This is a genomic window from Agathobacter ruminis, assembly GCF_002735305.1.
GTDB lineage: Bacteria > Bacillota > Clostridia > Lachnospirales > Lachnospiraceae > Roseburia > Roseburia ruminis.
Genome location: NZ_PDYG01000004.1, coordinates 60,356 through 86,751, shown reverse-complemented (window position 1 = coordinate 86,751; position 26,396 = coordinate 60,356). Strand labels below are relative to the sequence as shown.

Genomic DNA, 26,396 nt, shown 5'->3' with positions numbered 1-26,396 from the left:
CAATGGTTAGGCATTAAAGTTTGTAAGAGATGTGAATGTATGAAGTTTTGAAGGTATAATAAAGTACTTTCAATATTCCTCAATAGCTCAGTCGGTAGAGCATTCGGCTGTTAACCGAAGTGTCGTAGGTTCAAGTCCTACTTGGGGAGCTGGCTCTCTACAGACGAGGGTTTATTTTTATATTTTGGTGACTTAGCCAAGTGGTAAGGCGTGGGACTGCAACTCCCTGATCATCGGTTCAAATCCGTTAGTCACCTTAAGGATTCTGTTTTACAGAATCCTTTTTTTATTTCTTATCTATATTTTTGGAATAAAAAGGAGTAAAATAAAATCAGTCTATACTAGAAATGGAGGGATTCGAATGAAAAAATCAAAATCAGCTATTATTGTGCTTATTACAACGATACTTACTATTGCTTGCCTTGTCATAGTTGGAATCCGATCTCTATCAGAAAAGATAGGTGAAATTGAAGATTTATAGAATCAGAATCTCAAAGAAAGACAGTGTACCAGTTTATTTGACCGGTAGATGTAATTGCGATACATATATATGTAAATTGTAATCACATCTGCCGGTTTTTTGTTTCATGAGGAGAAACAGATGAAAAAAAGCAGATTATGGAAATGGAATGTAATCATATTGATGACAGCAATAGAGCTGTGTAGTTGCGGACAGCAGCCCAAAAAGGTGATAAAAGAAATAAAAACCGAAACAGAAATAGAAACTGATACACAGATACCGACGCAACTTGAAACAGAGGGCGAGTTAAAAACAGAATTTGAATTTAGAGATGTAAAAGGAAAAGAATATCGTGTAGATATCCACAATGAATGGGCGCCAAATCCGTATGATGTGGACAAGTTTGTGAAAGATGAGAACGGAAAAATGTCTTATTCCTCCGAAGAATATTCTTATCGACTGGGCGTAGATGTCAGCAAATACAGTAAGGATATTGACTGGAATGCAGTAAAAGAAGACGGATACGAATTTGCGATTATCCGGGTGGGATTCAGAGGATACGGAAGGACAGGACAATTGGTTGAAGATCCGTATGCCATCAAGAATATCAAAGGCGCATTAAATGCGGGATTGGAGATAGGAGTCTATTTCTTTTCACAGGCAATTAACGAGGTGGAAGCTGTTGAAGAAGCACAATTTACGATGCAGATATTGGAGAAGGCAGGTGTTGACCCAAATGATTTGAAATTACCTGTTGTATTTGATCCGGAAACAATCACTGATGATGAGGCCAGGTCCGATGATGTCAGTGGAGAACAATTTACTGCAAATGCGCTGGCCTTCTTTAAGGAAATAGAAGCAAACGGATATCATGGAATGATATACAGTAATATGCTCTGGGAAGCATATCAGCTGGATTTAGACCAGTTGAAAGATTATCCGGTATGGTATGCAGATTATGAAGAAAAACCACAGACCCCTTATGCGTTTCAAATTTGGCAATACAGTGAAAGCGCTGTTGTCTCAGGCATACCGAATGCATGTGATGTGAATATAGAATTGATTCCAAAATGATTATAATTTGTTAATAAAATTATAAGATGGATATCATAATTCAAACACAATTCTTGTGATATAATAAGTAAGTCTTAGAAAAAGACAGAAAAGAGGATGTTTAAATGAGTAGTTTTTCAAGAACAGAGCGCCGAAATGCGCGTATGAATGCATTTGTTGATCAAGGGCAGATTATCAGTGACAGAGCATATAATCTGATTATCGGATTGGTTGTATTGTATGGACTCGTTGTCAATTATATATTATGCGTCACGGTGGGAACTGACATTTTTTACAGTATGAATCCGATTGCATTTTTGATTTTGTATGCTGTTTTGGCGATTGCAGGAACCGTGATTGCAAATCGATCGGACAGTGCCGTGATTAGTTTTGTCGGCTATAATATGGTTGTTTTACCAATCGGCGTGCTGGTCTCATTCCTTGTGGATGTGTATGGGGGAGTTGACAGCACGGTTGTATCCGGAGCCATTTATTATACAGTAATCATTACCGCAATCATGATTTTGGCAGCCATGCTGTTTCCACGATTCTTTGAACGAATTGGCGGTGTGCTTATGGTTTCGCTGATCGGAATCTTGATTGCAGGTCTGTTTATGTCGTTGTTTCATATGTACAGCAGCGTGTATTCCTATGTTGTTGCAATCATTTTTGCATTGTATATCGGATATGACTTCTGGCGCTCACAACAGTATCCGCGTACAGCAAATAATGCGGTAGACTGCGCGCTTGATATTTATCTGGATATCATTAACCTGTTTATTCGAATTTTGGAAATTCTTGGTCGAAACGGCGGAGGCAGCTCAAGAAGAGCACAATAACCGAGAGGAGGAATGGTGAATGGATGAATTTTTACCACCACAACCCCGGGATTTTCTAGATATGGATCGTCAGTATCGGCAGATTATGTATCTGCACGAAGCGGCAATTCAGGAAGTGGTTTCGCGCCTGAATATTCTCAAAGGTGAATTTCAGTTTAGCAATGACCGCAATCCAATCAGTGCAATCAGCAGTCGAATCAAATCAAAAGAAAGCATCGTATTTAAAATGGAAAAAAAGGGACTGCCTATGACGGTGCGTGCATTGATGATGAATATTCATGATATCGCGGGTGTCCGCGTCATCTGTCCCTTTATAGAAGATGTATATGCGGTTGCGCGAATGCTGATTCGCCAAAAGGATATACAGGTGGTCGAGGTAAAAGATTATATTCGTAAACCGAAAGAAAACGGGTACAGAAGTCTGCATCTGAATATTCAAATTAATGTGGATTTCTCAGATACCAGTATGAATGTGCCCGTCGAGATACAGATTCGTACATCGGCAATGGACTTCTGGGCAGGAGCAGAGCATCAGCTACGCTATAAAAAAGAACGAGAGTTTACTGCCGAAGATGAAGCCAAATTAAAACATTGTGCGGATATTATGGCACAGGCAGATCAGGAAATGCAGGAAATTTGCGGAGAATTTAATCTAGACCGGGAAAACTGGTAAGCTTGAATAAGGAAATGAGGAGCAGAATGCTCCTCATTTTTATTGCCTGAAATTGTTTATCGCATGATGGAAACATCCGGGAAAAAAGATTGCATGTCTGCAGGAAGCGACGCATCAAAATGTAACGGTTGACCGGTAATCGGATGTACGAAATCAAGACGTCCGGCATGCAGAGCCTGTCGCTCCATCATATGATTATCCGGATGATAAATGCGGTCACCGATGAGCGGAAATCCAATGGATTCCATATGAACACGGATTTGATGTGTGCGACCGGTCTCCAGATGAAGTTCCAGGAGCGCCAGATGGTTTGCACGCGTAATCACATGAAAGTGCGTAACAGCATTTGCACCGTCAACCGGATCGATATATCTGCGAATGGAATTTGGCATACCATCAGCGTGCCTTCGGGAAATTGGCTGATCGATGGTGCCGGAATCAGCTACCGCCTCATCAACAATTGCAAAATAGGTGCGCTCTAGGTCACGGCTTTTGACCATCTGATAAAGGATTGCGGCGGATAATGGATGTTTTGCCAGAATCGTCAGGCCGGAAGTGTCTTTATCAAGTCGATTGACACATCGGAAAACAAGCGGTTCCTGGCGCGACTGATATTCATAAGCAATCGCGTTGGCAAGCGAATGATCCGGATGCAGACGAGAAGGATGAATCGGTAATCCGGCTGGTTTATTGACGACCATGATATCTTCATCTTCAAAGAGAATCTCGATGGGATAATCTGCCGGAATCAAATCAGTCTCGGATTCCGTCTCCGGAATAATGACTTTAATTGAGATTGCGCCGGGGATGAGCATATTCATTCGAACCGGTTGACCGTTTGAAAGAAAAATACAGTCATCCGTGTGGCGCATAGCAGTCAAAAGCTGACGGGAAAATCCTTTGGCGTGAAGGAACTCAAATAATTTATGTCCGATATAGGAATCCGGTATTTGGTAAACGATTGTTCTTTTCATATCCGTATTGTAACAAATAATAAGAAAAAATGCGAACTCACTAAAAAGTTACCTAATAACTTTTTGTACATTACAAACAAAAAAGGAGCATGAAAATTGTGAACGATTTTGACGGAAAATGATTGACTGTGATAGAAAATGGAAATATAATCGAAGTATAAGGTGACGGATTTTAACTGATTATGAATGATTTCCGTCAGAGGGAGATAGCTATGTTAACAGAAGAGCGATATTCCAGAATCCTAGAATTGGTAAATGAACAGGGTAGCATCACGATTCATCAATTGATGGAAGAGCTGAATGCTTCTGAATCAACCATTCGCAGAGACTTGAATGCAATGGACAAGAAAGAGCTTTTGACAAAGGTACACGGAGGAGCGATTTCTAAGACAACCAATGTTCATACAAAGGATGAGGAAGTCTTTAACCGCAAGCATATGAATCAGGAAGACAAAGACCTGATCGCAAAATACGCGGCGGCCATGATTGAAGAGGATGACTTTGTATATTTGGATGCGGGCACAACCACAGAGCAGATGATTGATTATATCAAAGCAAAAAATGTGAATTTTGTGACCAATGCCATTACACATGCAAAGAAACTTTCAGACAAAGGATATCGTGCATATATCCTGGGTGGAGAGTTTAAGTCGACAACTGAGGCCATCGTGGGGGAAGAAGCGGTTGAAGCGCTTGAAAAGTACAACTTTACCAAAGGCTTTTGGGGAACAAACGGAATCAGCCTGAAGAATGGTTACACCACCCCGGAATTAAAAGAAGCGATGGTAAAGAAAAAATCGATGGAGAATTGCAAGACCTGTTATATTCTGGCAGATCCAAGCAAATTTAATGAGGTATCAAGCATCAAATTTGCGGATTACAAGAGCGCCATCATTATTACAACAAAAGCCGTCAGCGGATACAGAGACCAAAAAAATATTGTGGAGGCCAAAGAATGATTTATACAGTAACCTTTAATCCGTCTCTGGATTACATAATTGGAGTTGATCATTTCAAATTAGGACAAGTGAATCGCACGAAGAGCGAAGTTATTTTCCCGGGAGGAAAAGGCATCAATGTTTCCATGGTATTAAAGAACATGGGAATTGACAGTGTGGCACTTGGATTCTGCGGTGGATTCACCGGAGAAGAATTTGTTCGCCTGATTCAGGAAAAAGGCATCAAAACAGAATTGATTAAGGTAAAAGAAGGGATTACCAGAATCAATGTCAAGATGAAGTCGGATGAAGAAAGCGAAATCAACGGTCAGGGACCGAATATCTTACCGAGCGATATAGAAATCCTTTATCGCAAGCTCGACCAGCTGAAAGACGGAGATATCCTTGTCCTGGCAGGAAGTATTCCGGATGTAATGCCAAAGTCCATTTATATGGATATTATGGAATACTTAAAAGATAAGAAGATTGATATTGTGGTGGATGCCACAAAGAATTTGTTGGTAAATGTACTTGAGCATAAGCCGTTTTTGGTAAAGCCGAACAATCATGAGCTCGGCGAAATTTACGGTGTGGAATTAAAGACACGCGATGAAGTCGTTCCTTATGCGAAAAAGATGCAGGAAGCCGGCGCGAGAAATGTTCTCGTTTCAATGGCCGGTGAAGGAGCTGTCCTTTTGACGGAGGACGGTCAGGTACTTCAGTCTGAAGCACCGAAGGGTACGGTTGTCAATTCGGTAGGAGCCGGGGATTCCATGGTAGCTGGCTTCATAACCGGATATCTTGATAAAAAGGACTACAAAGAGGCGTTTACTATGGGGGTATGCACAGGAAGTGCGAGTGCATTCTCAGTAGAGCTGGCAACAAAAGCAGAGGTTGAGGCCCTGCGAAAAAACAACCAACACTTATTCTAGGGAGGAAAAAGGATGAGAATTAAAGATCTTCTTGCTGCTGACAGCATTAAGCTTTCAGCGGAGTGCGGGAACAAAGAAGATGCGATCAATCAGCTCGTCGAGCTGATGGGAAAGCGCGGCAATATCACCGATATGGAAACATATAAAAAAGGTGTATTTGCCAGAGAAGAGGAAGGCAGCACCGGAATCGGTGAGGGAATTGCAATTCCTCATTGCAAGAGCGATGCGGTTAGCGCACCGGGACTTGCAGCAATGGTAATTCCAAACGGAGTCGAATACGACGCGTTGGACGGAGCACCGGTCAATCTTGCATTTTTGATTGCGGCACCGAATACCAAGGATAATGTACATTTGGATGTACTGAGTAAACTTTCCGTAATGCTGATGGATGAGAATTTCACAAACGGACTGCGCAATGCAAAAACCGTTGATGAATTCTTTGCAGTCATCGACAAAGCAGAAGCAGAAAAAGATGCCGAGGAAGCCAAGGAAGACCAGTCCGGCGCTGAAACCTTTATTGTAGCGGTTACAGCCTGCCCGACAGAAATTGCACATACCTATATGGCTGCAGAGTCTCTTGAGCAGAAGGCTGCAGAACTTGGTTACGGAATCAAAGTTGAGACAAGAGGCAGCGGCGGAGCAAAGAATGTTCTGACCGATGAAGAAATCAAAAAGGCAACAGCTGTCATCATTGCAGCAGATACCAATGTTCCGATGGAACGTTTTAACGGGAAGAAAGTTATTCAGACCAAAGTTGCCGATGGAATTAACAAAGCTGCAGATTTATTAAAGAAAGCAGCTGCAGGCGATGCACCGGTATATGTTGCACAGAACAATGAAAATGCAGCTTCCGCAGCACCTCAAAAGGGCGGCGCAGGTCATGCATTCTACAAGCATTTGATGAGTGGTGTATCCCATATGCTTCCGTTCGTAATCGGCGGCGGTATTATGGTTGCAATCGCTTTCCTGATTGATACCATTATGGGTTACGGTGGAAGTGGATCCGGAAACTTTGGCTCACTCCTTCCATTATCAGCATTCTTTAAGTATGCAGGTGGTCTTGCGATGGGACTGATGGTTCCGGTACTTGCAGGATATATTGCTTACTCAATTGCTGACAGACCGGGTCTTGCGGTAGGTTTCGCAGGTGGACTCCTCGCAGCAAACGGAAATGCAAAGATTGCAGATTATGCATTTGAAAAATTCGGACCGTTCAACGAGTTCATTTCAAAATTCGGATTTACCCAGGTAGACGGTGGTGCAACAGTATCAGGATTCCTTGGCGGAATCGTAGCCGGATTCCTTGCAGGCGCAATCATTCTTTGCCTGAAGAAAGTATTTTCAAAATTACCGAAGTCTTTGGACGGAATCAAGCCGACTCTGATTTATCCGCTTCTTGGTATTTTTGTAATCAGTGTATTGATGTGCTTCATCTTCAATCCATTGATCGCACTTGTAAATGTCGGACTCAGCAATATGCTGACCGCATTGTCAGATGCAAATATGCTTGTACTTCTTGGATTAATCCTCGGAGCTATGATGGCAATCGATATGGGTGGCCCAATCAATAAGGCTGCTTACGTATTCGGTACAGGAATGCTTGGAACTGCTCAGGATTTTCTTGATGCAGGCGCATCATTGTCAGATCCGAAGGTTCAGGCTTGCTATATTGCAATGGCAGCAATCATGGTCGGTGGTATGGTACCTCCGGTTGGTATCGCAATTGCATGTAAAATCTTCCCGAAGAAATTTACCAAGACAGAGAGAAGTTCTTGGGTATCAAACATCGTAATGGGATTCTCATTCATTACTGAAGGTGCAATTCCATTTGCCGCAGCCGATCCTGGACATGTAATTCCATGTACCCTAATCGGTTCCGGAGTAGCAGGATGCTTGTCAGCATTGTTCGGATGTACATTGATGGCACCGCATGGTGGTGTATTTGTAATTGCAACCATCGGACATCCATTATTATTCATCCTGGCATGGCTGATTGGCTCTGTTGTTACAGCAGTATTACTCGGATTAATCAAGAAAAACGCATCCGAGAACTAACAACCATTTAACACAGAGAGGAAAAAACTATGAAAGAATTTGCTTACACCATTAAAGATGAACTCGGAATCCACGCTCGTCCGGCAGGACTGTTTGTAAAGGAAGCTGCAAAATTCCCTTGCAATGTCACCATTGCGAAGGATGGAAAGGCAGTAGATGCAAAGAGAATTCTCGGCGTGATGGGGCTTGGCGTAAAGTGCGGACAGGAAATCGTGATTGCCGCAGACGGAGATCAGGAAGAAGAAGCAATTGCAACCCTGTCTAAGTTTTTAGAGGAGAATCTGTAATATATGGAAATCAAGGGAAAGAGTGTCTTTAAAGGCATCGCGATTGGAAAAATCGAAATATACAACAAAGGAAATAAGACGGTTGTCCGCAGAAGCATCGAAGATTCTGCGGCTGAGGTAGAGCGCTTTGAACAGGCAAAGCAGGAAGCCGGCACACAGCTTGCAGCATTGTATGAGAAGGCTTTGAAAGAAGTCGGAGAAGTAAATGCAGCAATTTTTGAAGTGCACCAGATGATGTTGGAAGATCAGGATTTTATCGACGCAATCATCGGAATTATTGAAAACCAAAAAGTGAATGCAGAATATGCAGTCGCACAGACCGGAGATAATTTTGCAGAGATGTTTGCAGCAATGGATGACGATTATATGCGTGCAAGATCTGCAGACATCAAAGATATTTCCGAGAGACTTGTTGGAATTTTGTGCGGTGTCGGGGCAGATGGAATCCGTTCGGAAGAACCGATCATCCTGCTTGCAGATGACCTGGCTCCAAGTGAGACAGTTCAGCTGGACAAATCAAAAGTGCTTTCCTTTGTAACAAGACATGGTTCTGCAAATTCGCATACCGCAATTCTTGCAAGAACGATGAATATTCCGGCTTTGGTATCAGCGGATTATCCGGATGATGCCGAAGGAAAAACAGCAATCGTTGACGGATATGAAGGAATTCTGATCATTGATCCGCCGGTGAGTGTGCTTGAGGAATATACATCCAGACTGAACAAAGATCTGGAAGAAAAAGCACTTTTGCAGGAATTAAAAGGCAAGGAAAATGTGACAGCCGATGGTCGAAAGATTAATCTATATGCCAATATCGGAGGTGTGTCGGATGTGGCTTCTGTACTGGCCAATGACGCAAGCGGTATTGGACTGTTTAGAAGCGAATTCCTTTATCTCGGAACCGATGATTACCCAACCGAAGAGCAGCAGTTTCTGGCATACCGCAATGTAGCCGAGACGATGGCGGGCAAGAAAGTAATCATTCGAACACTGGATATCGGTGCGGACAAACAGGTAGATTATTTTAACCTCGGAAATGAGGATAATCCGGCAATGGGCTATCGTGCGATTCGTATTTGTCTGGATCGCCCGGAAATTTTCAAGACACAGTTGCGTGCGATTTACCGCGCAAGTTATTATGGCAACCTGGCAATCATGTTCCCGATGATCATCTCAATGTCTGAGGTGAAACGCATCAAGGAAATCGTGGAGGAGGTCAAAGCCTCCCTGCGCGAGGAAGAGATTCCGTTTAAGGAAATTGAACTTGGCGTGATGATTGAGACACCGGCAGCAGTGATGATTTCAGAAGAGCTGGCAAAAGAAGTGGACTTCTTTTCAATCGGAACAAACGACCTGACACAGTATACGCTGGCGATCGACCGTCAGAATGCAAAGCTCGACAGCTTCTATGATTCACATCATCCGGCAATTTTAAAGATGCTCAAGATGGTTGTGGACAACGGCCATAAAGGCGGATGCTGGGTAGGTATCTGTGGAGAGCTTGGTGCGGACTTAACATTGACAGAAGAATTTGTGAATATGGGATTTGATGAATTATCGGTATCTCCGTCCATGGTTCTTCGTGTGCGTGATAAAATACGCAAGATTGGCGCAAAATAAGGTGTCTATCGTTTGATTTTTAGAACGGCTACTAGTAAAATATACTAGTAGCCGTTTTTTTGCGGCACATGAACGAGAATTGAGGGAAAAGAATGGGTGCACAGGATAAAATCGAAAAAGTATTGAGAGATATTCATGTATTGCTTTCAAAAAGTGAACCTCTGCCGGGACACCCGGGTCAGGTAGTCATCACGAAGCAGGAAGTACTCGACCTGTTGAGTGAGCTCAATACCAGCATATATGGAATCATGGATGAATATGAGATGACAGTGCGAAGCCGCGACAAGGCAGAGCGTGAATTCCGAAAGCGCGGGGATGAAATCATCTGGGATGCCAGCAGAAAAGCGGAAGATGTATATGCTGCTTCTGTCATGTACTCAGAGGAAGCCATTGATCATATTCAGGAGATTATGGAGCAGGCGACTGAGAGCATGGAAAGCATTTATAAAGAAATGAATGCAAGGTTGCTCGAGGAGCAAAAAACTGTGCAGAGCAACAAATCAGAACTGAAGGCACAGCTTCGGGATCTCCGCGATACAGAAAAATATCTGCGTCTGATTGAGGACCGCAACGAGGAAATCCTAAAGGAGAAACGCCGAAACGGAAAAGAGGCAAAGCAGGAAGCTTCTTTATATGCAAACCGAAAGACAGAAATCAAGGTCAACACGGAAGTGCTCGAGAAGCTTGGTCTGGCGGAGACGCAGGAGGAAGCCGGGGAAGAAGAGCAGCCGGTTACCGAGCCAAAGACCGAAGAAATCTCAAAGCCGTCAGATGACGACCTTGAATTGCTCGATGAGAAAGCAACCTTTTCCAATCTGGAGGAAGCCCTCGCTTCCAAAAAGAAAGAAAAGGACAATGAAGGATTCGGAAAAATGTTTAAGAACCTGACCAATTCATTTGGAGGGAATAAGGATAAAAAAGTATGACAGTATTAGTATGTGATGATGACAAATCAATTGTAGAGGCAATCGAGATTTATTTACAGCAGGAAGGCCTGGAGGTTAAGCGGGCATATGATGGAGACGAAGCGCTCGAAATTCTCGCAGAGGGTGGAATCGACTTGCTGATTATTGATATTATGATGCCGAAACTGGATGGCATTCATGCGACTCTGAAGATTCGCGAAGAAAGTCAGATTCCGATTATTATTTTGTCCGCAAAGACGGAAGATACGGACAAGATTCTCGGATTAAATGTTGGCGCGGATGACTATATCACCAAGCCGTTCAATCCGTTAGAGCTTGTAGCGCGTGTAAAATCGCAACTGCGCCGCCGCGCATTTGACGCACCGGACAAAGATGACAGCGATGCACATTATAATGTGAACGGTCTTGAAATCGATGACAACTTAAAGCGCGTAACCGTCGATGGAGAAGAGGTCAAGCTGACACCGATTGAATATAATATTCTGCTTTTGCTCGTCAAAAACAAGGGAAAAGTATATTCCATCAGCCAGATTTATGAAAGCATCTGGAATGCGGAAGCGATTGGTGCCGACAATACGGTCGCGGTACATGTCAGACATATTCGTGAAAAAATAGAAATCAATCCGAAGGAACCGCGCTATCTGAAGGTAGTATGGGGACTTGGATATAAGATAGAAGGATAAGATATGGATAATAGGAATTACGGTTCGGGCTTTATCCGGACAATTCTGCAACAATTCTTTTTGATTGCGGCGGTGCTGTGTCTGTATACTGCAGACTATCTGCACAGTTACAGCATGCAAAAGACATATATCTTTTTAGCAATTGCGATTATAAATCTCATTATGACCTTTGTCATGATGGGATTTTTGGCAAAAAGCGTATCATCATTTCATGGATTAAGCAAAGTTGGCGCGGATATAATGTTTGTCGTGTTGACAGCAGTGGTTTATTTCACACTGGATCTGGTATTCCCGCTTGATCAGAATTATATGCTTGCAGACCGCTTGATTATAGTCGGTGTGGTGGCATATCTGCTTGACTCCCTATTTTTGATTGTATTTTCAAGTATTACCACAAGAATGCGGACCAATACACTGATTCAGAGTTGTGTATTATATAAACTGGTAACGCTGATTCAAAAGAATCTCTTTGAGCATACCATGTTTACAAGAGCATTGAGAGGATTGATTTCATGGATGGCCGGAATAGCCGGAGTCATAGTATTTCTCAAGAGCAATCAGGTCTGGGGACTTGTGCTGCTGGCACTGTCCATTTTTATTGAGCTGTATTATTCGCTGAGAAAGGCTTATGAAGAGAAAGTCATACGCAAAGCAATTTTGCAGATTACACAGGGCGATTTGAACAGTACACTGGATGCGCAAAGCTTCCACGGAGAGCAAAAGCAGACCGCCGAAGCGGTCAATCATATCCGTGACGGACTGGACAATGCAGTGCAAAAGGGAATCAAGAACGAGCGCATGAAAGCCGACTTGATTACCAATGTGTCGCATGACTTAAAGACTCCGCTCACATCGATTATCAATTATGTCAATATTCTAAAAGAGAAGATTCCAGAGACGGAAGACACCTGGCAATATCTGATGATTCTTGATGAAAAATCACAGAGGCTAAAAACTTTGCTCGAGGATTTGCTGGAGGTATCGCGCCTGACATCCGGAACCGTCAAATATGAGATGAACCAGATTGATTTTCTGGAATTGATCTACGAAATCGGTGGCGAATATGATGAGCGCTTTGAAAAGCGCGGACTAATCATCGTGACCAAGCTGCCGCGCCTGTCTATGATGATTAAAGCGGATGGCAGACAGCTGTGCAGAGCAATCGAGAATCTGTACACCAATGCTGCAAAATATGCAAAGATGGACACACATGTCAATGTGGAACTGCGCAGGGATGGAGACCTTGCTGTTTTCTCCATTCGCAATGTGATGGCACAGCCGATTCAGTTTACGGTGGAAGGTGCCTCCGATCTGACTGAGCGATTTGTACGCGGAGACCGGTCGCGCACGACAGAGGGAAGTGGCCTTGGTCTGTCAATTACAAAAGAAATAGTGACACAAATGGGTGGAACCTTTGAAGTATTTGTTGAAGAAGATGTATATAATGCAACCATCTCATTCAAAATTTCTTGATTTAATGGCACATACCCGTTATAATTTTTTAATGAGTTAAAGCGCAAGAGAGGAGAATTTCATGAAACTTTACGAGAATGGTGCTTATTTGCTGAATGGAACGGAAGTGGTTTATGCCGGTCAGGAACATGCCGGAATGCCTTCTAAGGATGAGGCAAAGAAAAATACAATCGCATATGGTATTTTGGAAAGCCATAACACATCCGGAAATATGGATAAGCTGCAAATCAAATTTGACAAGCTGACCAGCCACGATATTACTTTTGTCGGAATTATACAGACTGCGAGAGCTTCGGGACTCGAGAAGTTTCCGATTCCGTATGTCCTGACCAACTGCCATAACAGTTTGTGTGCAGTCGGTGGAACCATCAATGAAGATGACCACATGTTTGGACTGACCTGCGCAAAGAAATACGGTGGAGTCTATGTGCCGCCTCATCAGGCTGTCATCCATCAGTTTGCGCGCGAGATGCTCGCAGGTGGAGGTAAGATGATTCTCGGTTCGGATTCGCACACAAGATATGGTGCACTCGGAACCATGGCTGTCGGAGAAGGTGGACCGGAGCTGGTAAAACAGCTTTTGAATAAGACTTATGATATTGATATGCCGGAAGTGGTCGGATTGTATCTGACAGGTGAACCGATCAAAGGCGTCGGCCCTCAGGATGTGGCACTTGCTATTATCGGAGCTGTATTTGAAAACGGGTTTGTAAAGAACCGTGTAATGGAATTTGTCGGACCGGGTGTGAAGAACCTTTCCGCAGATTTCAGAATCGGTGTGGATGTCATGACAACAGAGACAACCTGTCTCTCTTCTATCTGGAGTACCGATGAGAAGATCGAAGAATTCTATGAGATCCATGGCAGAAAAGAAGAATATCGTTGCCTGAATCCGGGTGCATGCGCATATTACGATCGCTTTATCGAGATTGATCTCTCAGAGATTCGTCCGATGATTGCAATGCCATTCCATCCAAGCAATGTTTATACCATTGATGAATTAAACGCAAATCTTATGGATATTTTGGATGACTGTGAGAAGCGTGCCAATATCAGCTTTGATGGCAAAGTAAAGCTTGACTTAAAGAGCAAAGTCAGAAACGGCAGACTCTATGTCGATCAGGGAATTATCGCAGGCTGTGCCGGCGGCGGATATGAGAATATCTGCGATGCAGCAGACATTTTGCGCGGTGCATCCATCGGAGCAGATGAATTTACTCTGTCGGTATATCCGGCTTCAACCCCAATTTATATGCAATTGGTAAAGAACGGAACCGTTGCAACCCTGATGGAGACCGGTGCGATTGTGAAGACCGCATTCTGCGGACCATGTTTCGGTGCTGGAGACACTCCGGCAAACAACGCATTCTCCATCCGTCATTCCACCAGAAACTTCCCGAACCGCGAAGGTTCCAAGGTGCAGAACGGCCAGGTGGCATCCGTGGCATTGATGGATGCGCGCTCTATCGCAGCAACCGCAGCAAACAAGGGATATCTGACCAGCGCATGCGCTATGGATGTTGACTTTACCAAGCCAAAATATTTCTTCGATCAGAACATTTATGCAAACCGTGTATTTGATTCACACGGAGTAGCGGATCCTTCCGTAGAAATTCAGTTTGGACCGAATATCAAGGACTGGCCGGCAATGTGTGCACTTCCGGATGATTTGGTATTGAAGGTGGTATCAGAAATTCATGATCCTGTTACCACAACAGACGAATTGATTCCTTCCGGAGAGACTTCATCCTTCCGTTCCAACCCATTGGGACTGGCGGAGTTTGCATTATCCAGAAAAGATCCGGAATATGTCGGAAGAGCAAAGGAAGTACAGAAGGTACAAAAGCAGATTGAATCCGGCATCAGCCCATTGTCAGCGGATGATGCGCAGGCGGCAGCAGTTGTTGCAGCAATCAGGAAAGCATATCCGGACAAGAATTTTGACGGAGATTGCAAGACTACGCTCGGATTCGGAAGCACGATCTTTGCGGTTAAACCGGGTGATGGTTCTGCGCGTGAGCAGGCAGCATCCTGCCAGAAAGTACTTGGCGGATGGGCAAATATTGCAAATGAATACGCAACCAAGCGTTATCGCTCGAACTTAATCAACTGGGGCATGCTCCCATTCCTGATTGAGGAAGGCGAACTTCCGTTTAAGAATCTCGATTATATTTATATTCCGGGTGTGCGTGCAGCAGTGGCAGCAGGTGCAACCGAATTCCAGGCATATAAGGTAGATGGTGAGCAGCTGATTCCATTTACTCTTCGCATGGCTGAATTGACCGAGGATGAGAAAGATATTATCTTAAAAGGCTGCTTAATCAATTATTACAGAGGTTAGAATATGGACAATTACAGTAATCCACTTGACCGCAAAGCGGAAAAGAAAGAGGCATGGAAAGAAAAATGGAGATGGGGATTTGTTGCGATTATAGTGGTGGCAGTCAGCATCCTGCTCTTTTTCATGGTATTTCGATTTACCGGTTTTTCAGATTTTTGGAATAGGGTTATATCTGCATTATCCCCAATTATATTTGGTCTGGTAATCGCCTATCTGATCAATCCGATTGTGGAATTTTGGCAAAAACTGTTTTTGAAGTTATTCAACAAAATGAAAAATGAACGGCTGGCACGGAATCTGTCCAGAGGAATCGCAATTGGACTTTCCCTGACACTTTTCGTACTGGCAATCGTCGGACTGTTGTGGGCAGTCATTCCGGCATTGGTGCAAAGCGTATCTTCGGTGGCTAACAATATGCCGAAATATGTGGAGACCATTGTGGACTGGATTGAAAATATCAAAATGCCGGATACAAAGTGGGCAAAGAACATCGAAAGTACATTGACCTCGATGACAACCAATCTGGAGAAGTGGCTGGAGACCAACCTGCTTCCGCAGGCGCAGACCTATCTGACTTCGCTGACTACCGGAGTAATTTCGGTTGCGAAGGGAATCTTTAATTTCATCATCGGAATTATTGTCGCAATCTATGTCCTTTCCATCAAGGACACTTTGAAGGGACAATCCAAGAAGATTATCTATGCGGTCTGCAGACCGAAGCATGCCAATATTGTGCTGACAACGATTCGCAAATCCAGCGATATTTTCGGAGGTTTCATTTCCGGAAAAATTATTGATTCCGCGATTATCGGTATTATCTGCTATGTCGGATGTCTTTTGCTGAAGATTCCGCAGCCGATGCTGATTGCAGTGATTATCGGTGTCACCAATATCATTCCGGTATTCGGACCATTCATCGGTGCCATCCCGACCCTGTTTCTGGTGGTGATTGAAAATCCGGTTCAGGCGCTGTATCTGTTGATCTTTATCATTATCCTGCAGCAGGTGGACGGCAATATCATCGGACCAAAGATTCTGGGAAACTCAACAGGATTATCCACATTCTGGGTCATGTTTGCCATCCTGATTGGAAGCGGATTGTTCGGATTCCTTGGAATGTTGCTCGGAGTGCCGATTTTTGGTGTGGTATATTACATCATCAAGCAGCTTGTGGCCTATGGAGTACGGCGGCGACATCTGTCGGATAACACAGTCGACTATATCAACGCGGACCACGTGGATCCGGATACACTTGAGATCATTCCGATTGATCCGATGGCCAAGGAGCGCGAGAGACAGCGTGAGATTGAAGAAGCAAAAAGCGTATTGGTCAAAAAGGTCGAGGAAAAGATTGCGGAGATTCGCTCCGGCGATCATTCGGAATCAAATGATGAATCAAAAGATGACGAAACAAAAGATGAATAATTGTATTTTCAAGGGAAGAGCTCTTAGAGCTCTTCCCTTTTCTTTTTACCTATGATACACTAGAAGTAGTATTTTGCGTCTTTTTTTTGAGCATATATTGAGGTGATGAGAATTGGATAAGTACGAATACAATTTAAAATTCGACCAAATAAAAAGTTTGTGCAGCGAAGAGAACTATGATGCTGCAGCCGAAATTGCCGATACCATCAATTGGTCAAAGATTCGCAATGTCAATGCGCTGGTAAAAGCAGGCGAGGTTTACGAAAAAGTATCCCGCTATGACGAGGCGCATTCAATCCTTTTGATGGCATATGATCGTTCTCCGATTGGGAGAATGATTATTTATCGTCTGGCAGAGCTTGCGATAAAAATGAATGATTTAGCGGAAGCACAGGATTATTATCAGGAATTTGTGGAGATTGCTCCGCGTGATAATTTAAAATTTGTGCTCCAATATGAAATTTTAAAGGCAAAGGGTGCCTCTTACCCGGAATTGATTGCTGTTCTTGAGAAATTAAAGGAGCAGGAATATACCGAAGAGTGGTCTTATGAGCTGGCTTACCTGTATCACAAAGCCAATATGGTTGAGAAATGTATTGAAGCATGTGATGAACTGATTCTGTGGTTCGGAGACGGACCATATGTTGAGCGTGCACTCGAGCTGAAAATGCTCTATCAGCCATTGTCAAAATCGCAGGAGGAGAAATATCGTTCCTTTAGAATGGCAAAAGAAGGCATCACACGCATCCATGCGGAGGAGATGGAAAAGGCCGGTGAATATGGTCATCAACCGGTGAACATTCCGCAGGTGACCTTGTCTGCCGAGCGATTCAATACCGTAAATCTGCAGGAAGAAATTGCCAAGGGCATGCAGCAGATTATGAATGCAACGGAAAAGACAACCGTAACCGATACCATCGACAGCATTCGAAAAGCAGCAGGAGAGATTCCATATTTGCAGCTGCCGAAGGAATCCGCAGAACCTGCGGAGACTGAGACACATATCGAGACGGATGAAGAAATTGACGGATCGTTAAAAATTAATTTCCAGGAATTGCTGGATGAAGATGCAGACGGTCAGGTCAGCATGGTGATGGATGAGCAGCAACAGCTTGAGCGCCAGATTACAGGCCAGATGACCATCGCGGATGTCCTCGAGGAGTGGGAAAAGACAAAGCATGCGGCAGAAATGGCGATGAAAGAAGCAGAGCAGCGTAAGCTCGAATCTGCAAAAGCGCGTGCATTGCAGGAAGCCGGAGATATCATGGAGCGTCTGACCGGATTGATTCCGAAGTTGGATGCAGGCGTACAGCCGGTTGAATTGTTAGAAGAAGAATATATGAGTCATGTGCCGACCGAAGAGGCAGAGCAACCGGAAGAAACAACGCCAATAGAGACTGCTTTTATGGAAACAGCTCCTATGGAAGCAGCTCCAATGGAGACAGCACCAATAGAGGCAGCGCCGATAGAGACAGCGCCGATAGAGACGGCTCCAATAGAGACGGCTCCAACAGATGCTTCTCTAATAGAAGCTTCTCCAATAGAGACTTCTTCAATAGAGACTTCTTCAATAGATGTTTCTCCAATAGAACAGGTCGAAAATGCAGAAATATCTGAACCAGTGGAATCTGTTCAGGCAGATGATGAGAAGTCAGAGCATTCAATTAATCTGGCAGGTCTGATGATGGCAGGAACCGCTGCAGCAGCAAAGCTTGCGGTAGGCGGTATTCACGAGGTGGAAGCCGCTGAGACGGCAAAGGCATCTGCGATTGCGGAGACTGCCAAAGCAGTAGCATCCGGATTGCACGAGTTGCATCCGACCGAGACCGATCATGTTACCACAGATAATAGTACAACAGATCATGCCACAACAGATAATGTTGTGATAGAAAGTGTAGCGGAAGAACCACAGTATGTGGAAGCTGAGCCGAAGACTGCGGAAACAGCAGAAGAGGCGGAACCAAAAGCGGCGGAAACAAAGGCAGCTGAGCAGGAGGAAGTGACTCCTGAGATGAAGAAAATCCTCGAGCAGCCGACCATCCGCCTGCCGGAGATACAGTTGCCGGAAGATATTGTAGAAGACATGGCTTCCGAAGCTGCCGAAAACCAGGCAAAAGAGCAGCAGGAAGAACTGGCTGTGAAGAGACTTTCACCGGATCAGAAAGCAATCTTTTCTTATTTTGTTCCGGTTAAGGGTATGGAAGATCAGCTTTGCATGGCATTGACAGGAGCCATTCGTCACTTGAAAGAGGATGACACCGCAAAAACCGGAAATATTATTATTCAGGGTGGCAGAGGCTGTGGCAAGACCGTATTGGCGACAAGCATTATCAAAGTGTTGCAGAACGAAACAGGTAAGCTCACCGGAAAAATCGGAAAGATCAATGCGGATGCATTGAATCGCAAAGATGTACAAAGCCTTTTGAGCAAAGTGGAAGGCGGCGTACTGATTATCGAGCGTGCAGGAGAATTGACACATGAGACTGCAGTCAAACTCGCATTGCTGTTGCAAAATGACAAGAGCGGTTTGCTGGTAATCATGGAAGATACATCTAAGGGAATTAAGAAAGCACTTTCATTGGATGGAGCATTCGCATCCAGATTCAGTGAGAAAGTGGATGTGCCAATCTTTACCAATGATGAACTGGTTAGTTTCGCAAAATCATATTCCAGCGAGCTGGGATACGAAATCGATGAAATGGCAATTTTGGCATTGTATAATCGAATCAGTAATATCCAGAGACTCGATCAGGCAACGACGCTGACAGAGGTAAAGGATATCGTAGACGAGGCAATCGACCGCGAACAGCACGGCGGATTGCGCAAGGCGTTTAGTATTTTGACGGCAAGCCGCTATACGGATGACGACAAGATTGTTTTGAAGGAAAGTGTTTTCGAATAATTAATGACATATTGGAGGGGAATGTATGTATCAATTCACCGAGACAGACTGCTATTATTTTGGACAGGCAACACACTATGACATTTATAAGAAAATGGGTGCGCATTTTCGAACCGTACAAGGACAGAAGGGTGTATGCTTTACGGTATGGGCACCGCATGCAAGAGAAGTGTATGTCATAGGTGAATTCAATGGATGGAATGAGCACGCAAACCGGATGGAACGCGTGAAGCCGGAAGAGATGGGTGTATATGAGACCTTTATTCCGGATGTAAAAGAAGGACAGTTATACAAATACCTGATCATTTCGGATACGGGTGAATATTTGTATAAAGCCGATCCGTATGCAAGTTATGCGGAGATGCGTCCGGGCACTGCTTCTGCGGTGGCGGACACAGAGCATTTCAAATGGACCGATGGTGTATGGATGAAAAAACGTGATTCCATGACACAGGAAGAACTGCTGACGAAACCGATGGCAATATATGAGTGTCACCCGGGTTCGTGGATGCGTCATCCGGGAAGAATGGACGACGGATTTTACAGTTACCGTGAATTGGCAAAAACATTGATTGATTATGTATGCGAGATGGGATATACGCATATTGAATTGATGGGTATTTCCGAGTATCCGTTTGACGGTTCATGGGGTTATCAGGTTACAGGCTATTATGCTCCGACTTCCCGATACGGAACACCGGCGGATTTTGCATATTTTGTCAACGAATGTCATAAGAAAAAGATTGGTGTCATCCTCGATTGGGTACCGGCGCACTTCCCGAAAGATGCGCACGGACTTGCAAACTTTGACGGACATCCACTCTATGAGTATGCGGACCCGCGCAAGGGCGAACATCCGGATTGGGGAACAAAAATCTTTGACTATGGCAAGAATGAAGTCAAGAATTTCCTGATTGGCTCCGCGCTGATGTGGGTAGACAATTATCATATTGACGGTCTGCGCGTTGATGCCGTTGCTTCCATGCTCTATCTGAACTACGGAAAGCAGGACGGACAGTGGGTTCCAAACAAATATGGCGGCAAAGAGAATCTTGAAGCAATCGAATTCTTCAAGCATATCAATACATTGATCACCGGTCGTTATCCGGGCGTTGCAATGATTGCGGAAGAATCCACGGCATGGCCAAATGTGACAGGTTCAGCCGAAAAAGACGGATTGAATTTTACCTACAAATGGAATATGGGCTGGATGCATGATTTCATCGATTACATGAAGCTCGATCCATATTTCCGCAAAGATAATCACAATAAAATGACTTTTGCGATGAGCTACAATTATGCGGAAAATTATATTCTTGTGCTCTCGCATGACGAAGTCGTACATCTCAAATGTTCGATGCTTCGCAAAATGTCCGGACTCGAAGGAGACAAATTCCGCAATCTGATGGCCGGATATGCATTTATGATGGGACATAGCGGCAAGAAGCTGTTGTTTATGGGACAGGAATTTGCCCAGGCAGAAGAATGGAGCGAAAAGCGCGAACTCGATTGGTATCTGCTCGACAATCCGAATCACAAGAAGGTGCAGGACTGGATGAAAGAACTGCTCCATATATACAAGGGCAACCGTTGTCTGTACGAACAGGACAATAACTGGAACGGATTTGAGTGGATCAATGCAGATGATGCGGAGCGCAGCATTTTCAGCTTTATCAGAAAAAGCAAGGACGGAAAAAACAATCTGATATTTGTCATCAACTTCACACCGATGGAGCGCACCGATTACAGACTCGGTGTTCCGGTGAAGAAGAATTACAAATTGATTTTGAATTCGGAGGACCCTAAGTTCGGCGGAAGCGATACGAACCGACCGACCACTTACAAAGCACAGGAAAGCCCTTGTGACGGGCAGCCATATTCTATTCCGTATTCACTCCCACCGTTCGGAGTAGCAGTATTCAAATTCTCCTATATATAGGAGGCAAACAAAAAGTTTTCTAAAATAGTCCTCTCCATGGATGTAAATCTGTGGGGAGGATTATTTTTTGACTTAATAAGAAAGCATGCTCTGCCGATATATTGTTTGTAGGAGATTTCAAATATGAAGATAGACTTAATTGACAATATTCGTGAAAACAGCGTAAAAAATATGGATATCTCAAAGGGCATCGCAGACTATGCAGCCCAAAACGAGGAGACAAAGTCTTCTGTCCATAAAGTGAAAGCCGGATATGTTGTGGATTCGGTTCCACAGCAGCGCATGAATCCGATATATGCAAATCCAAATGAAGAAGAAAAGACCATGATGGACCGTCTGCAGCAGGATCAGATGGCCGATAGTGATGCGCGAAAAAATCAGATGGCGGTGCTGGCCAATACAACCACCAAGGAAGATCTGCGTGATATGCAGGAGGCGGGATTTTCCGTAAACGAAAGTACACCGGAGCAGATTATTACGGTGACCGACCGCATCAATGCAAATATTGCGAAGACCGGTGGAGAAGTGAGCGGAGATATCTCCAAAGAAAAGCTGGAGGAGCTCGTTGGCAGTGAATATCTCGCAACACAAATTGCGCAGGCATTTCAGCAAAATGATTTGCCGCTGACAGATGAAAATATCGAAAGCATCCGTGAGGTTTCTGAAATCTATGAAGGGCTCGAAGGACTCGACGGGCAGGAGATGCTTTATTTGGTAAAGAATGAATACGAACCGACGCTGGAGAATCTGTATAAAGCAGAGCATTCGGCAGGTCTTGCAACACCGACAGGAAGCATTCATATTGATGAATTCCGCAGTCAGGTAGAGCAGATAATCCGGGATGCAGGGGTGGAAGTATCAGATGCTTCGCTCAAAAATGCGCAGACCTTATTGGAGAATCAGATTCCGCTGACCAGTGAGAATCTGCAATATTTTACACAGCTGCAGGAGATGGAAAAGCCGTCGGAGACTGTATTTGCACAGGCTGTGGCCGACGCAGTCGCAGAAGGAAACGGCTGCAAAGATGCAATCATGCTTTCCGGTTATTCGGTATCCGAACGCGCGAGGGATGCGCAGTCTGTCATCGAGGATGTCACAGATGAGGATCTGGCTTACTGTATCGAACATGGGCAGGAACTGACCATTAGGAATCTGGCGGATGCCAAGGCACATCGCGGTGAGACTGACAGCCGCAAATGGGCAGATCAGATGCAATTCCTGACGGCGAAGCGAATGCTCGAAGAGACGAGACTTGCGATGACGACAGAAGCAAACCGAACTTTGATCAGGCGTGGATTTGCCATCGACACCAAACCGCTAGAAGCACTGGTAGAAGAATTAAAATCACAGGAAAAAAATTATTATGAGACACTTTTGTCTCAATATGATGTTGAGCCGACAGAGACAAATGTCAATCGATATGCACAAACCATTGATTTACTTGCACAATTAAAGTCCGCACCGGCAACGATTTTGTCATTGGATGAAGTGGAAGCGACACTGAATGTGCTGGGTGATAAGGCAGCGATTCAGAAAGCGGATTATGAAAAAGCAGGAATGGAATATGAGAAATTGTGGACGGCGCCGCGAAAGGATATGGGAGACAGTATCCAGAAAGCTTTCCGCAATGTTGATGACATTCTTACAGATATGGGCCTTGAAACCAGCGATGCGAACCGCCGTGCGGTACGAATTCTGGCCTATAATCACACAGAATTGACCATCGATCATCTCACTGAGATGAAGGCACAGGATGAACAGATGCAGCGTCTGTTTTCGAATTTGACACCACGCACAACACTTGAGCTGATTCGCCGCGGTGAAAATCCGATTGATATGCCGATTGAAGAGCTGAACAGAACCGTGGAAGCGATTAAGACCGAAATCGGTGACAATGGCGCAGAACGCTTCGAAAAATTCCTGCACAAACTGGAGCAGAATAAGGCCATTAGCGAGGAAGAGCGCTCCTCATATATCGGAATCTACCGCCTGATTGCGCAGGTAGAAAAGAATGATGGAGCTGCATTGGGCGCAGCTTATGAACAGGGATCGGAAATCACCATGCGCGCGTTGTTGACGCAACTACGGAATCAGAGCAAAAAGAATTCCGATTATGTGGTTGACGATCAATTTGACGGAGTCAATGCCGTTCAAAAGGGTGTCCGTATAGACAGACAGATTGAAGCCGCATTCCAGAACCAGTGCATCAAGGATGTTGCGGAACAAATGACACCGGGATGGATGCAGAATCTGCCGGAAGACTGGATGGATCAAAGTCCGGAACAGCTCAGACAGATGTTGCAGAATTATATGAACGAAAATCCGGATGGAGAAGCAGAAACATATGCAAAGCAGATGCTCGATGACCTGCAGCAGGCCGCAAACTGCCCGGAAGAAATCTATGCACAGCTGGAACGAATGGATGTACCGGCATCGGTGCATAATGTTCTGGCGATGGAAATGCTGAGTGCACATCCGGGTAATGCAATCTCCACAATCTGGAAAGCAAAGGATGCACTTGCCGATGCAAAAGAAGAATTGCTGGAGCGATTTGCGGAGGCGGTGGAATCACCGACAGAGCTGGCCGATGCACTCGAGACACTTGAGGAAGTGGCTGAGCATGCGCTCGATGACATGGTACAGGAAGTGCGCGAAGCACATTCACTGGATATACGCGCGATGCAACTGGCAACCAAACAGATTCATCTTGCGTCGAAGCAGACGAGCGAGGAAAGTTTCCTGATTCCGATGCAGACAAGTGACGGAAATGTGACCGGCGTATCCCTGAAAGTAGTCAGGGGAAGCGGAAAGAAAGGCTTTGTCGATATCTTTTTTGAAAGTGCGGTTGCGGGCAAAATCTCTGCTTCCTTCGAGGCAAAGAAAGACAGTATCAGCGGACTGGTGGTTTGTGAAGACCGCAACATGCAGACTATGATGTCGCAGCAGTTGCCGGCACTGGCGCAAACACTTTCGTCATCCGGAGAACAGGTAGATTTGCGCGTTGCGCTTGGAGATGCAAATCCGGTACAACATGCAAAAAAATCATCCGGTGACGAAACATCTGATTCAGATAATTCCGTGCAAACCGGACGATTATATAAGATTGCAAAAGCGTTTATCGATTTTGCAAATGAATATCATTAAAAATATTTCGCAACGGTATCCCAGATGGAAGATTGTTCGAAGCCCAATCTCCAGAAGGCGCAACCGGCAAGCTTGGATTCTTTCATCACCTTAAGGCGTTCCTCGAGAGAATCGGAATCCTCAAGCCAGATTTCATACTTGTTGCCATTTTCTTCATAGGAGGCGTAGAACTGACCGGCATCCGAAAGCCAGGTTTTTTCTGCGCCTTTTTGTTGAATCAGCTGATCTGCTTCAGCCATGCCAAGTGCATGAGATGTCACCTGATACATGGTATCGGATGACTCATCATCGGAATCGCCCTGCGGAGTCAGGCACCAAAGCCTAGTGTAGAACGGCATGGCAAGTACCAACTGATCTGCCGGAACTTCGGCAAGTGTATTCTGAACACCTTCCTGAACCCAGTCAAGGGCCGCAACGGAACCGGATTCTTCCGATCCTGCGTAATGCTGGTCGTAAGCCATCACGATGATGTAATCGGCAAAGAGCGCCTGCTCCTTTCGATTATAGAAGGCGGTATAATTTGAAGGTACATAATTATCAACGGAAAGCACGATTCCATTGTTTTCCAGCTTAATCGACAATTCGCGGACAAACTGGATGTAAGCATCGCCGACATCTGAGCTGATGCTTTCAAAGTCAAGGTTGATGCCATCTAAATCATACTGGATTGCTGCGGAAACAATTTGATTGACCAGATTGTTTCGCACAGAAGTGTGTGTGAGAATATATGTGGTATCCACATCTTTGTTTTCAAAGTTGCTGACGAGCGCCCATACTTCCACGCCTTTGCTGTGGCAGAAAGACACATATGAGGAACTTGCTCGATCGTGAAGATTGCCATCATTGTCATTTACATAGAACCAGGTTGGTGAAATGACATTGAGATTTTTGCTTCTGGCAAGTGTGTTTGCAATATTATTATTGGCAGCAGTCGAATAAATCGCATCCCATCCGAGACAGATTTGAAAATCTTTTTTAATATGTGAGAAGGATTCCTCTTCAAAATCGGATGAAATGGTATCTGTTGTGATATCACTCAAAGTGGATGATTTGATATATCCGATAAAACCATCCGCCGTCATGACTTTCGTCCATTTGTCACCCTCTTCAAGAACAGTCAGGGTGTCTTTCTTTTTGACATCCGAAAGGATTGGACTTTTGATGCCGCCAAGTTCACGCACATAAGTGCTTTTCTTTGCGGTTGCGGTGTGGATTTCTCCGAATTTGCTGGTTACAACCAGTCGATTCGGATTCTCAAAGCTATCATATGTAAAATTGGTGAATTCTTTTACAAAATCAATATGAATCCAGATTTTCTCATCTGCGGTGGAGAGAATTGTTTTTCCGAAATCTTTGGTATCTTTGTTGGAAAGGTATTCACTGGAATCTGCGTTTACGGTAATCACACTGTTTGGAGTGGTATAAAGCAGAAGATTTTCATTGCTGTCCCAGTAGAATCTGCTGTTCAGACAATCGTGAACATACTGATAATCAAGGTAGATAGAACCATCAATATTTGTAGCGCGGAAATCAAGGTCTTCTCCATCCTGCATAATCAGGATTTCCGAAGGATCGTTGATATGATAGTGAGACGCGTAATCCGAGCGTTCTTTCGAAGGTGAATATTTTTTGATCAAATTGGCCAATAAGGCAATACCGGAAATGATTAATATCAGTGCCAAAACAACCAGAACCGGCAGAACTTTCTTTTTCATGGTAATAGATAAGCCCC

General features: G+C 44.4%; 18 protein-coding genes and 2 tRNA genes. 18 read left to right on the top strand and 2 right to left on the bottom strand.

The features are described 5' to 3' along the window. Positions 1 to 76: 76 nt before the first annotated feature. The 5 genes from CSX02_RS01790 to CSX02_RS01770 all read left to right on the top strand — a co-directional run bounded on the left by CSX02_RS01790 (position 77) and on the right by CSX02_RS01770 (position 3,025). Positions 77 to 149, top strand: a tRNA-Asn gene (locus CSX02_RS01790). 37 nt (positions 150 to 186) lie between these two features. Next, positions 187 to 257: transfer RNA gene (locus CSX02_RS01785), tRNA-Cys, on the top strand. 344 nt (positions 258 to 601) lie between these two features. Then, entirely contained in the window at positions 602 to 1,534 is a 933-nt protein-coding gene (locus CSX02_RS01780; RefSeq protein WP_099385407.1) for a glycoside hydrolase family 25 protein, read from the top strand. 104 nt (positions 1,535 to 1,638) lie between these two features. After that, the gene (locus CSX02_RS01775; RefSeq protein ID WP_051637809.1) at positions 1,639 to 2,352 is read left to right on the top strand and encodes a Bax inhibitor-1 family protein; all 714 of its coding nucleotides are present in this window, start codon (positions 1,639 to 1,641) and stop codon (positions 2,350 to 2,352) included. Positions 2,353 to 2,371: 19 nt separating this feature from the next. Further along, the gene (locus tag CSX02_RS01770; protein WP_051637810.1) at positions 2,372 to 3,025 is read left to right on the top strand and encodes a GTP pyrophosphokinase; all 654 of its coding nucleotides are present in this window, start codon (positions 2,372 to 2,374) and stop codon (positions 3,023 to 3,025) included. Positions 3,026 to 3,081: 56 nt separating this feature from the next. Here the strand turns inward: CSX02_RS01770 and CSX02_RS01765 are convergent, their stop codons facing one another. Beyond that, a complete protein-coding gene (locus tag CSX02_RS01765) occupies positions 3,082 to 3,999 on the bottom strand; it encodes an RluA family pseudouridine synthase (RefSeq protein ID WP_099385406.1) in 918 nt (305 codons plus the stop codon). A gap of 212 nt (positions 4,000 to 4,211) precedes the next feature. On the opposite strand from CSX02_RS01765, the gene CSX02_RS01760 reads away from it, so the two are divergent. The 13 genes from CSX02_RS01760 (at position 4,212) to CSX02_RS01700 (ending at position 24,664) form a co-directional block, all read left to right on the top strand. After that, positions 4,212 to 4,958, top strand: coding sequence for a DeoR/GlpR family DNA-binding transcription regulator (locus CSX02_RS01760; protein ID WP_099385405.1), 747 nt, complete (start codon positions 4,212 to 4,214; stop codon positions 4,956 to 4,958). Next, entirely contained in the window at positions 4,955 to 5,869 is a 915-nt protein-coding gene (pfkB, locus tag CSX02_RS01755) for a 1-phosphofructokinase (protein WP_031542478.1), read from the top strand. The genes CSX02_RS01760 and pfkB overlap by 4 nt, the downstream gene beginning before the upstream one ends. 12 nt (positions 5,870 to 5,881) lie before the next feature. After that, positions 5,882 to 7,924 carry a PTS fructose transporter subunit IIABC gene (locus tag CSX02_RS01750; RefSeq protein ID WP_099385404.1) on the top strand — a complete coding sequence of 681 codons (2,043 nt, stop codon included), beginning with the start codon at positions 5,882 to 5,884 and terminating at the stop codon, positions 7,922 to 7,924. A 29-nt stretch (positions 7,925 to 7,953) separates the two neighbouring features. After that, a complete protein-coding gene (locus CSX02_RS01745) occupies positions 7,954 to 8,211 on the top strand; it encodes an HPr family phosphocarrier protein (protein ID WP_031542482.1) in 258 nt (85 codons plus the stop codon). Between the two features lie 3 nt (positions 8,212 to 8,214). Beyond that, a complete protein-coding gene (gene ptsP, locus CSX02_RS01740; protein ID WP_031542484.1) occupies positions 8,215 to 9,831 on the top strand; it encodes a phosphoenolpyruvate--protein phosphotransferase in 1,617 nt (538 codons plus the stop codon). 92 nt (positions 9,832 to 9,923) lie between these two features. Next, positions 9,924 to 10,757 carry a hypothetical protein gene (locus CSX02_RS01735; protein ID WP_051637811.1) on the top strand — a complete coding sequence of 278 codons (834 nt, stop codon included), beginning with the start codon at positions 9,924 to 9,926 and terminating at the stop codon, positions 10,755 to 10,757. Next, a complete protein-coding gene (locus CSX02_RS01730; protein ID WP_031542488.1) occupies positions 10,754 to 11,440 on the top strand; it encodes a response regulator transcription factor in 687 nt (228 codons plus the stop codon). Before CSX02_RS01735 ends, CSX02_RS01730 begins: the two co-directional genes overlap by 4 nt. A 3-nt stretch (positions 11,441 to 11,443) precedes the next feature. Further along, positions 11,444 to 12,913, top strand: coding sequence for a HAMP domain-containing sensor histidine kinase (locus tag CSX02_RS01725; RefSeq protein WP_099385403.1), 1,470 nt, complete (start codon positions 11,444 to 11,446; stop codon positions 12,911 to 12,913). A gap of 61 nt (positions 12,914 to 12,974) precedes the next feature. Beyond that, positions 12,975 to 15,254: a hydratase gene (locus CSX02_RS01720; RefSeq protein ID WP_099385402.1), complete on the top strand. Its 2,280-nt coding sequence runs from the start codon at positions 12,975 to 12,977 to the stop codon at positions 15,252 to 15,254. Positions 15,255 to 15,257: 3 nt separating this feature from the next. Continuing rightward, the gene (locus CSX02_RS01715; protein WP_099385401.1) at positions 15,258 to 16,679 is read left to right on the top strand and encodes an AI-2E family transporter; all 1,422 of its coding nucleotides are present in this window, start codon (positions 15,258 to 15,260) and stop codon (positions 16,677 to 16,679) included. 112 nt (positions 16,680 to 16,791) lie between these two features. Further along, positions 16,792 to 19,581, top strand: coding sequence for a hypothetical protein (locus tag CSX02_RS01710; RefSeq protein ID WP_099385400.1), 2,790 nt, complete (start codon positions 16,792 to 16,794; stop codon positions 19,579 to 19,581). A 25-nt stretch (positions 19,582 to 19,606) separates the two neighbouring features. Beyond that, positions 19,607 to 21,520, top strand: a complete 1,914-nt coding sequence (glgB, locus tag CSX02_RS01705) for a 1,4-alpha-glucan branching protein GlgB (protein WP_099385399.1) — start codon at positions 19,607 to 19,609, stop codon at positions 21,518 to 21,520. Positions 21,521 to 21,643: 123 nt separating this feature from the next. After that, the gene (locus CSX02_RS01700) at positions 21,644 to 24,664 is read left to right on the top strand and encodes a DUF6240 domain-containing protein (protein WP_099385398.1); all 3,021 of its coding nucleotides are present in this window, start codon (positions 21,644 to 21,646) and stop codon (positions 24,662 to 24,664) included. Here the strand turns inward: CSX02_RS01700 and CSX02_RS01695 are convergent. Beyond that, positions 24,661 to 26,379, bottom strand: a complete 1,719-nt coding sequence (locus CSX02_RS01695; RefSeq protein WP_099385397.1) for a glycosyl hydrolase family 18 protein — start codon at positions 26,377 to 26,379, stop codon at positions 24,661 to 24,663. The genes CSX02_RS01700 and CSX02_RS01695 overlap by 4 nt on opposite strands. Between the last annotated feature and the right edge of the window lie 17 nt (positions 26,380 to 26,396).

Bases quoted from the DNA above. Each gene is read 5' to 3' on its own strand.
- CSX02_RS01770 (WP_051637810.1), top strand. From the start codon at position 2,372: ATGGATGAATTTTTACCACCACAACCCCGGGATTTTCTAGATATGGAT.
- CSX02_RS01720 (WP_099385402.1), top strand. From the start codon at position 12,975: ATGAAACTTTACGAGAATGGTGCTTATTTGCTGAATGGAACGGAAGTG.
- CSX02_RS01695 (WP_099385397.1), bottom strand. From the start codon at position 26,379: ATGAAAAAGAAAGTTCTGCCGGTTCTGGTTGTTTTGGCACTGATATTA.
- CSX02_RS01780 (WP_099385407.1), top strand. From the start codon at position 602: ATGAAAAAAAGCAGATTATGGAAATGGAATGTAATCATATTGATGACA.
- CSX02_RS01760 (WP_099385405.1), top strand. From the start codon at position 4,212: ATGTTAACAGAAGAGCGATATTCCAGAATCCTAGAATTGGTAAATGAA.
- glgB (WP_099385399.1), top strand. From the start codon at position 19,607: ATGTATCAATTCACCGAGACAGACTGCTATTATTTTGGACAGGCAACA.
- ptsP (WP_031542484.1), top strand. From the start codon at position 8,215: ATGGAAATCAAGGGAAAGAGTGTCTTTAAAGGCATCGCGATTGGAAAA.
- CSX02_RS01745 (WP_031542482.1), top strand. From the start codon at position 7,954: ATGAAAGAATTTGCTTACACCATTAAAGATGAACTCGGAATCCACGCT.
- CSX02_RS01700 (WP_099385398.1), top strand. From the start codon at position 21,644: ATGAAGATAGACTTAATTGACAATATTCGTGAAAACAGCGTAAAAAAT.
- CSX02_RS01715 (WP_099385401.1), top strand. From the start codon at position 15,258: ATGGACAATTACAGTAATCCACTTGACCGCAAAGCGGAAAAGAAAGAG.
- CSX02_RS01730 (WP_031542488.1), top strand. From the start codon at position 10,754: ATGACAGTATTAGTATGTGATGATGACAAATCAATTGTAGAGGCAATC.
- pfkB (WP_031542478.1), top strand. From the start codon at position 4,955: ATGATTTATACAGTAACCTTTAATCCGTCTCTGGATTACATAATTGGA.
- CSX02_RS01735 (WP_051637811.1), top strand. From the start codon at position 9,924: ATGGGTGCACAGGATAAAATCGAAAAAGTATTGAGAGATATTCATGTA.
- CSX02_RS01725 (WP_099385403.1), top strand. From the start codon at position 11,444: ATGGATAATAGGAATTACGGTTCGGGCTTTATCCGGACAATTCTGCAA.
- CSX02_RS01750 (WP_099385404.1), top strand. From the start codon at position 5,882: ATGAGAATTAAAGATCTTCTTGCTGCTGACAGCATTAAGCTTTCAGCG.
- CSX02_RS01775 (WP_051637809.1), top strand. From the start codon at position 1,639: ATGAGTAGTTTTTCAAGAACAGAGCGCCGAAATGCGCGTATGAATGCA.
- CSX02_RS01765 (WP_099385406.1), bottom strand. From the start codon at position 3,999: ATGAAAAGAACAATCGTTTACCAAATACCGGATTCCTATATCGGACAT.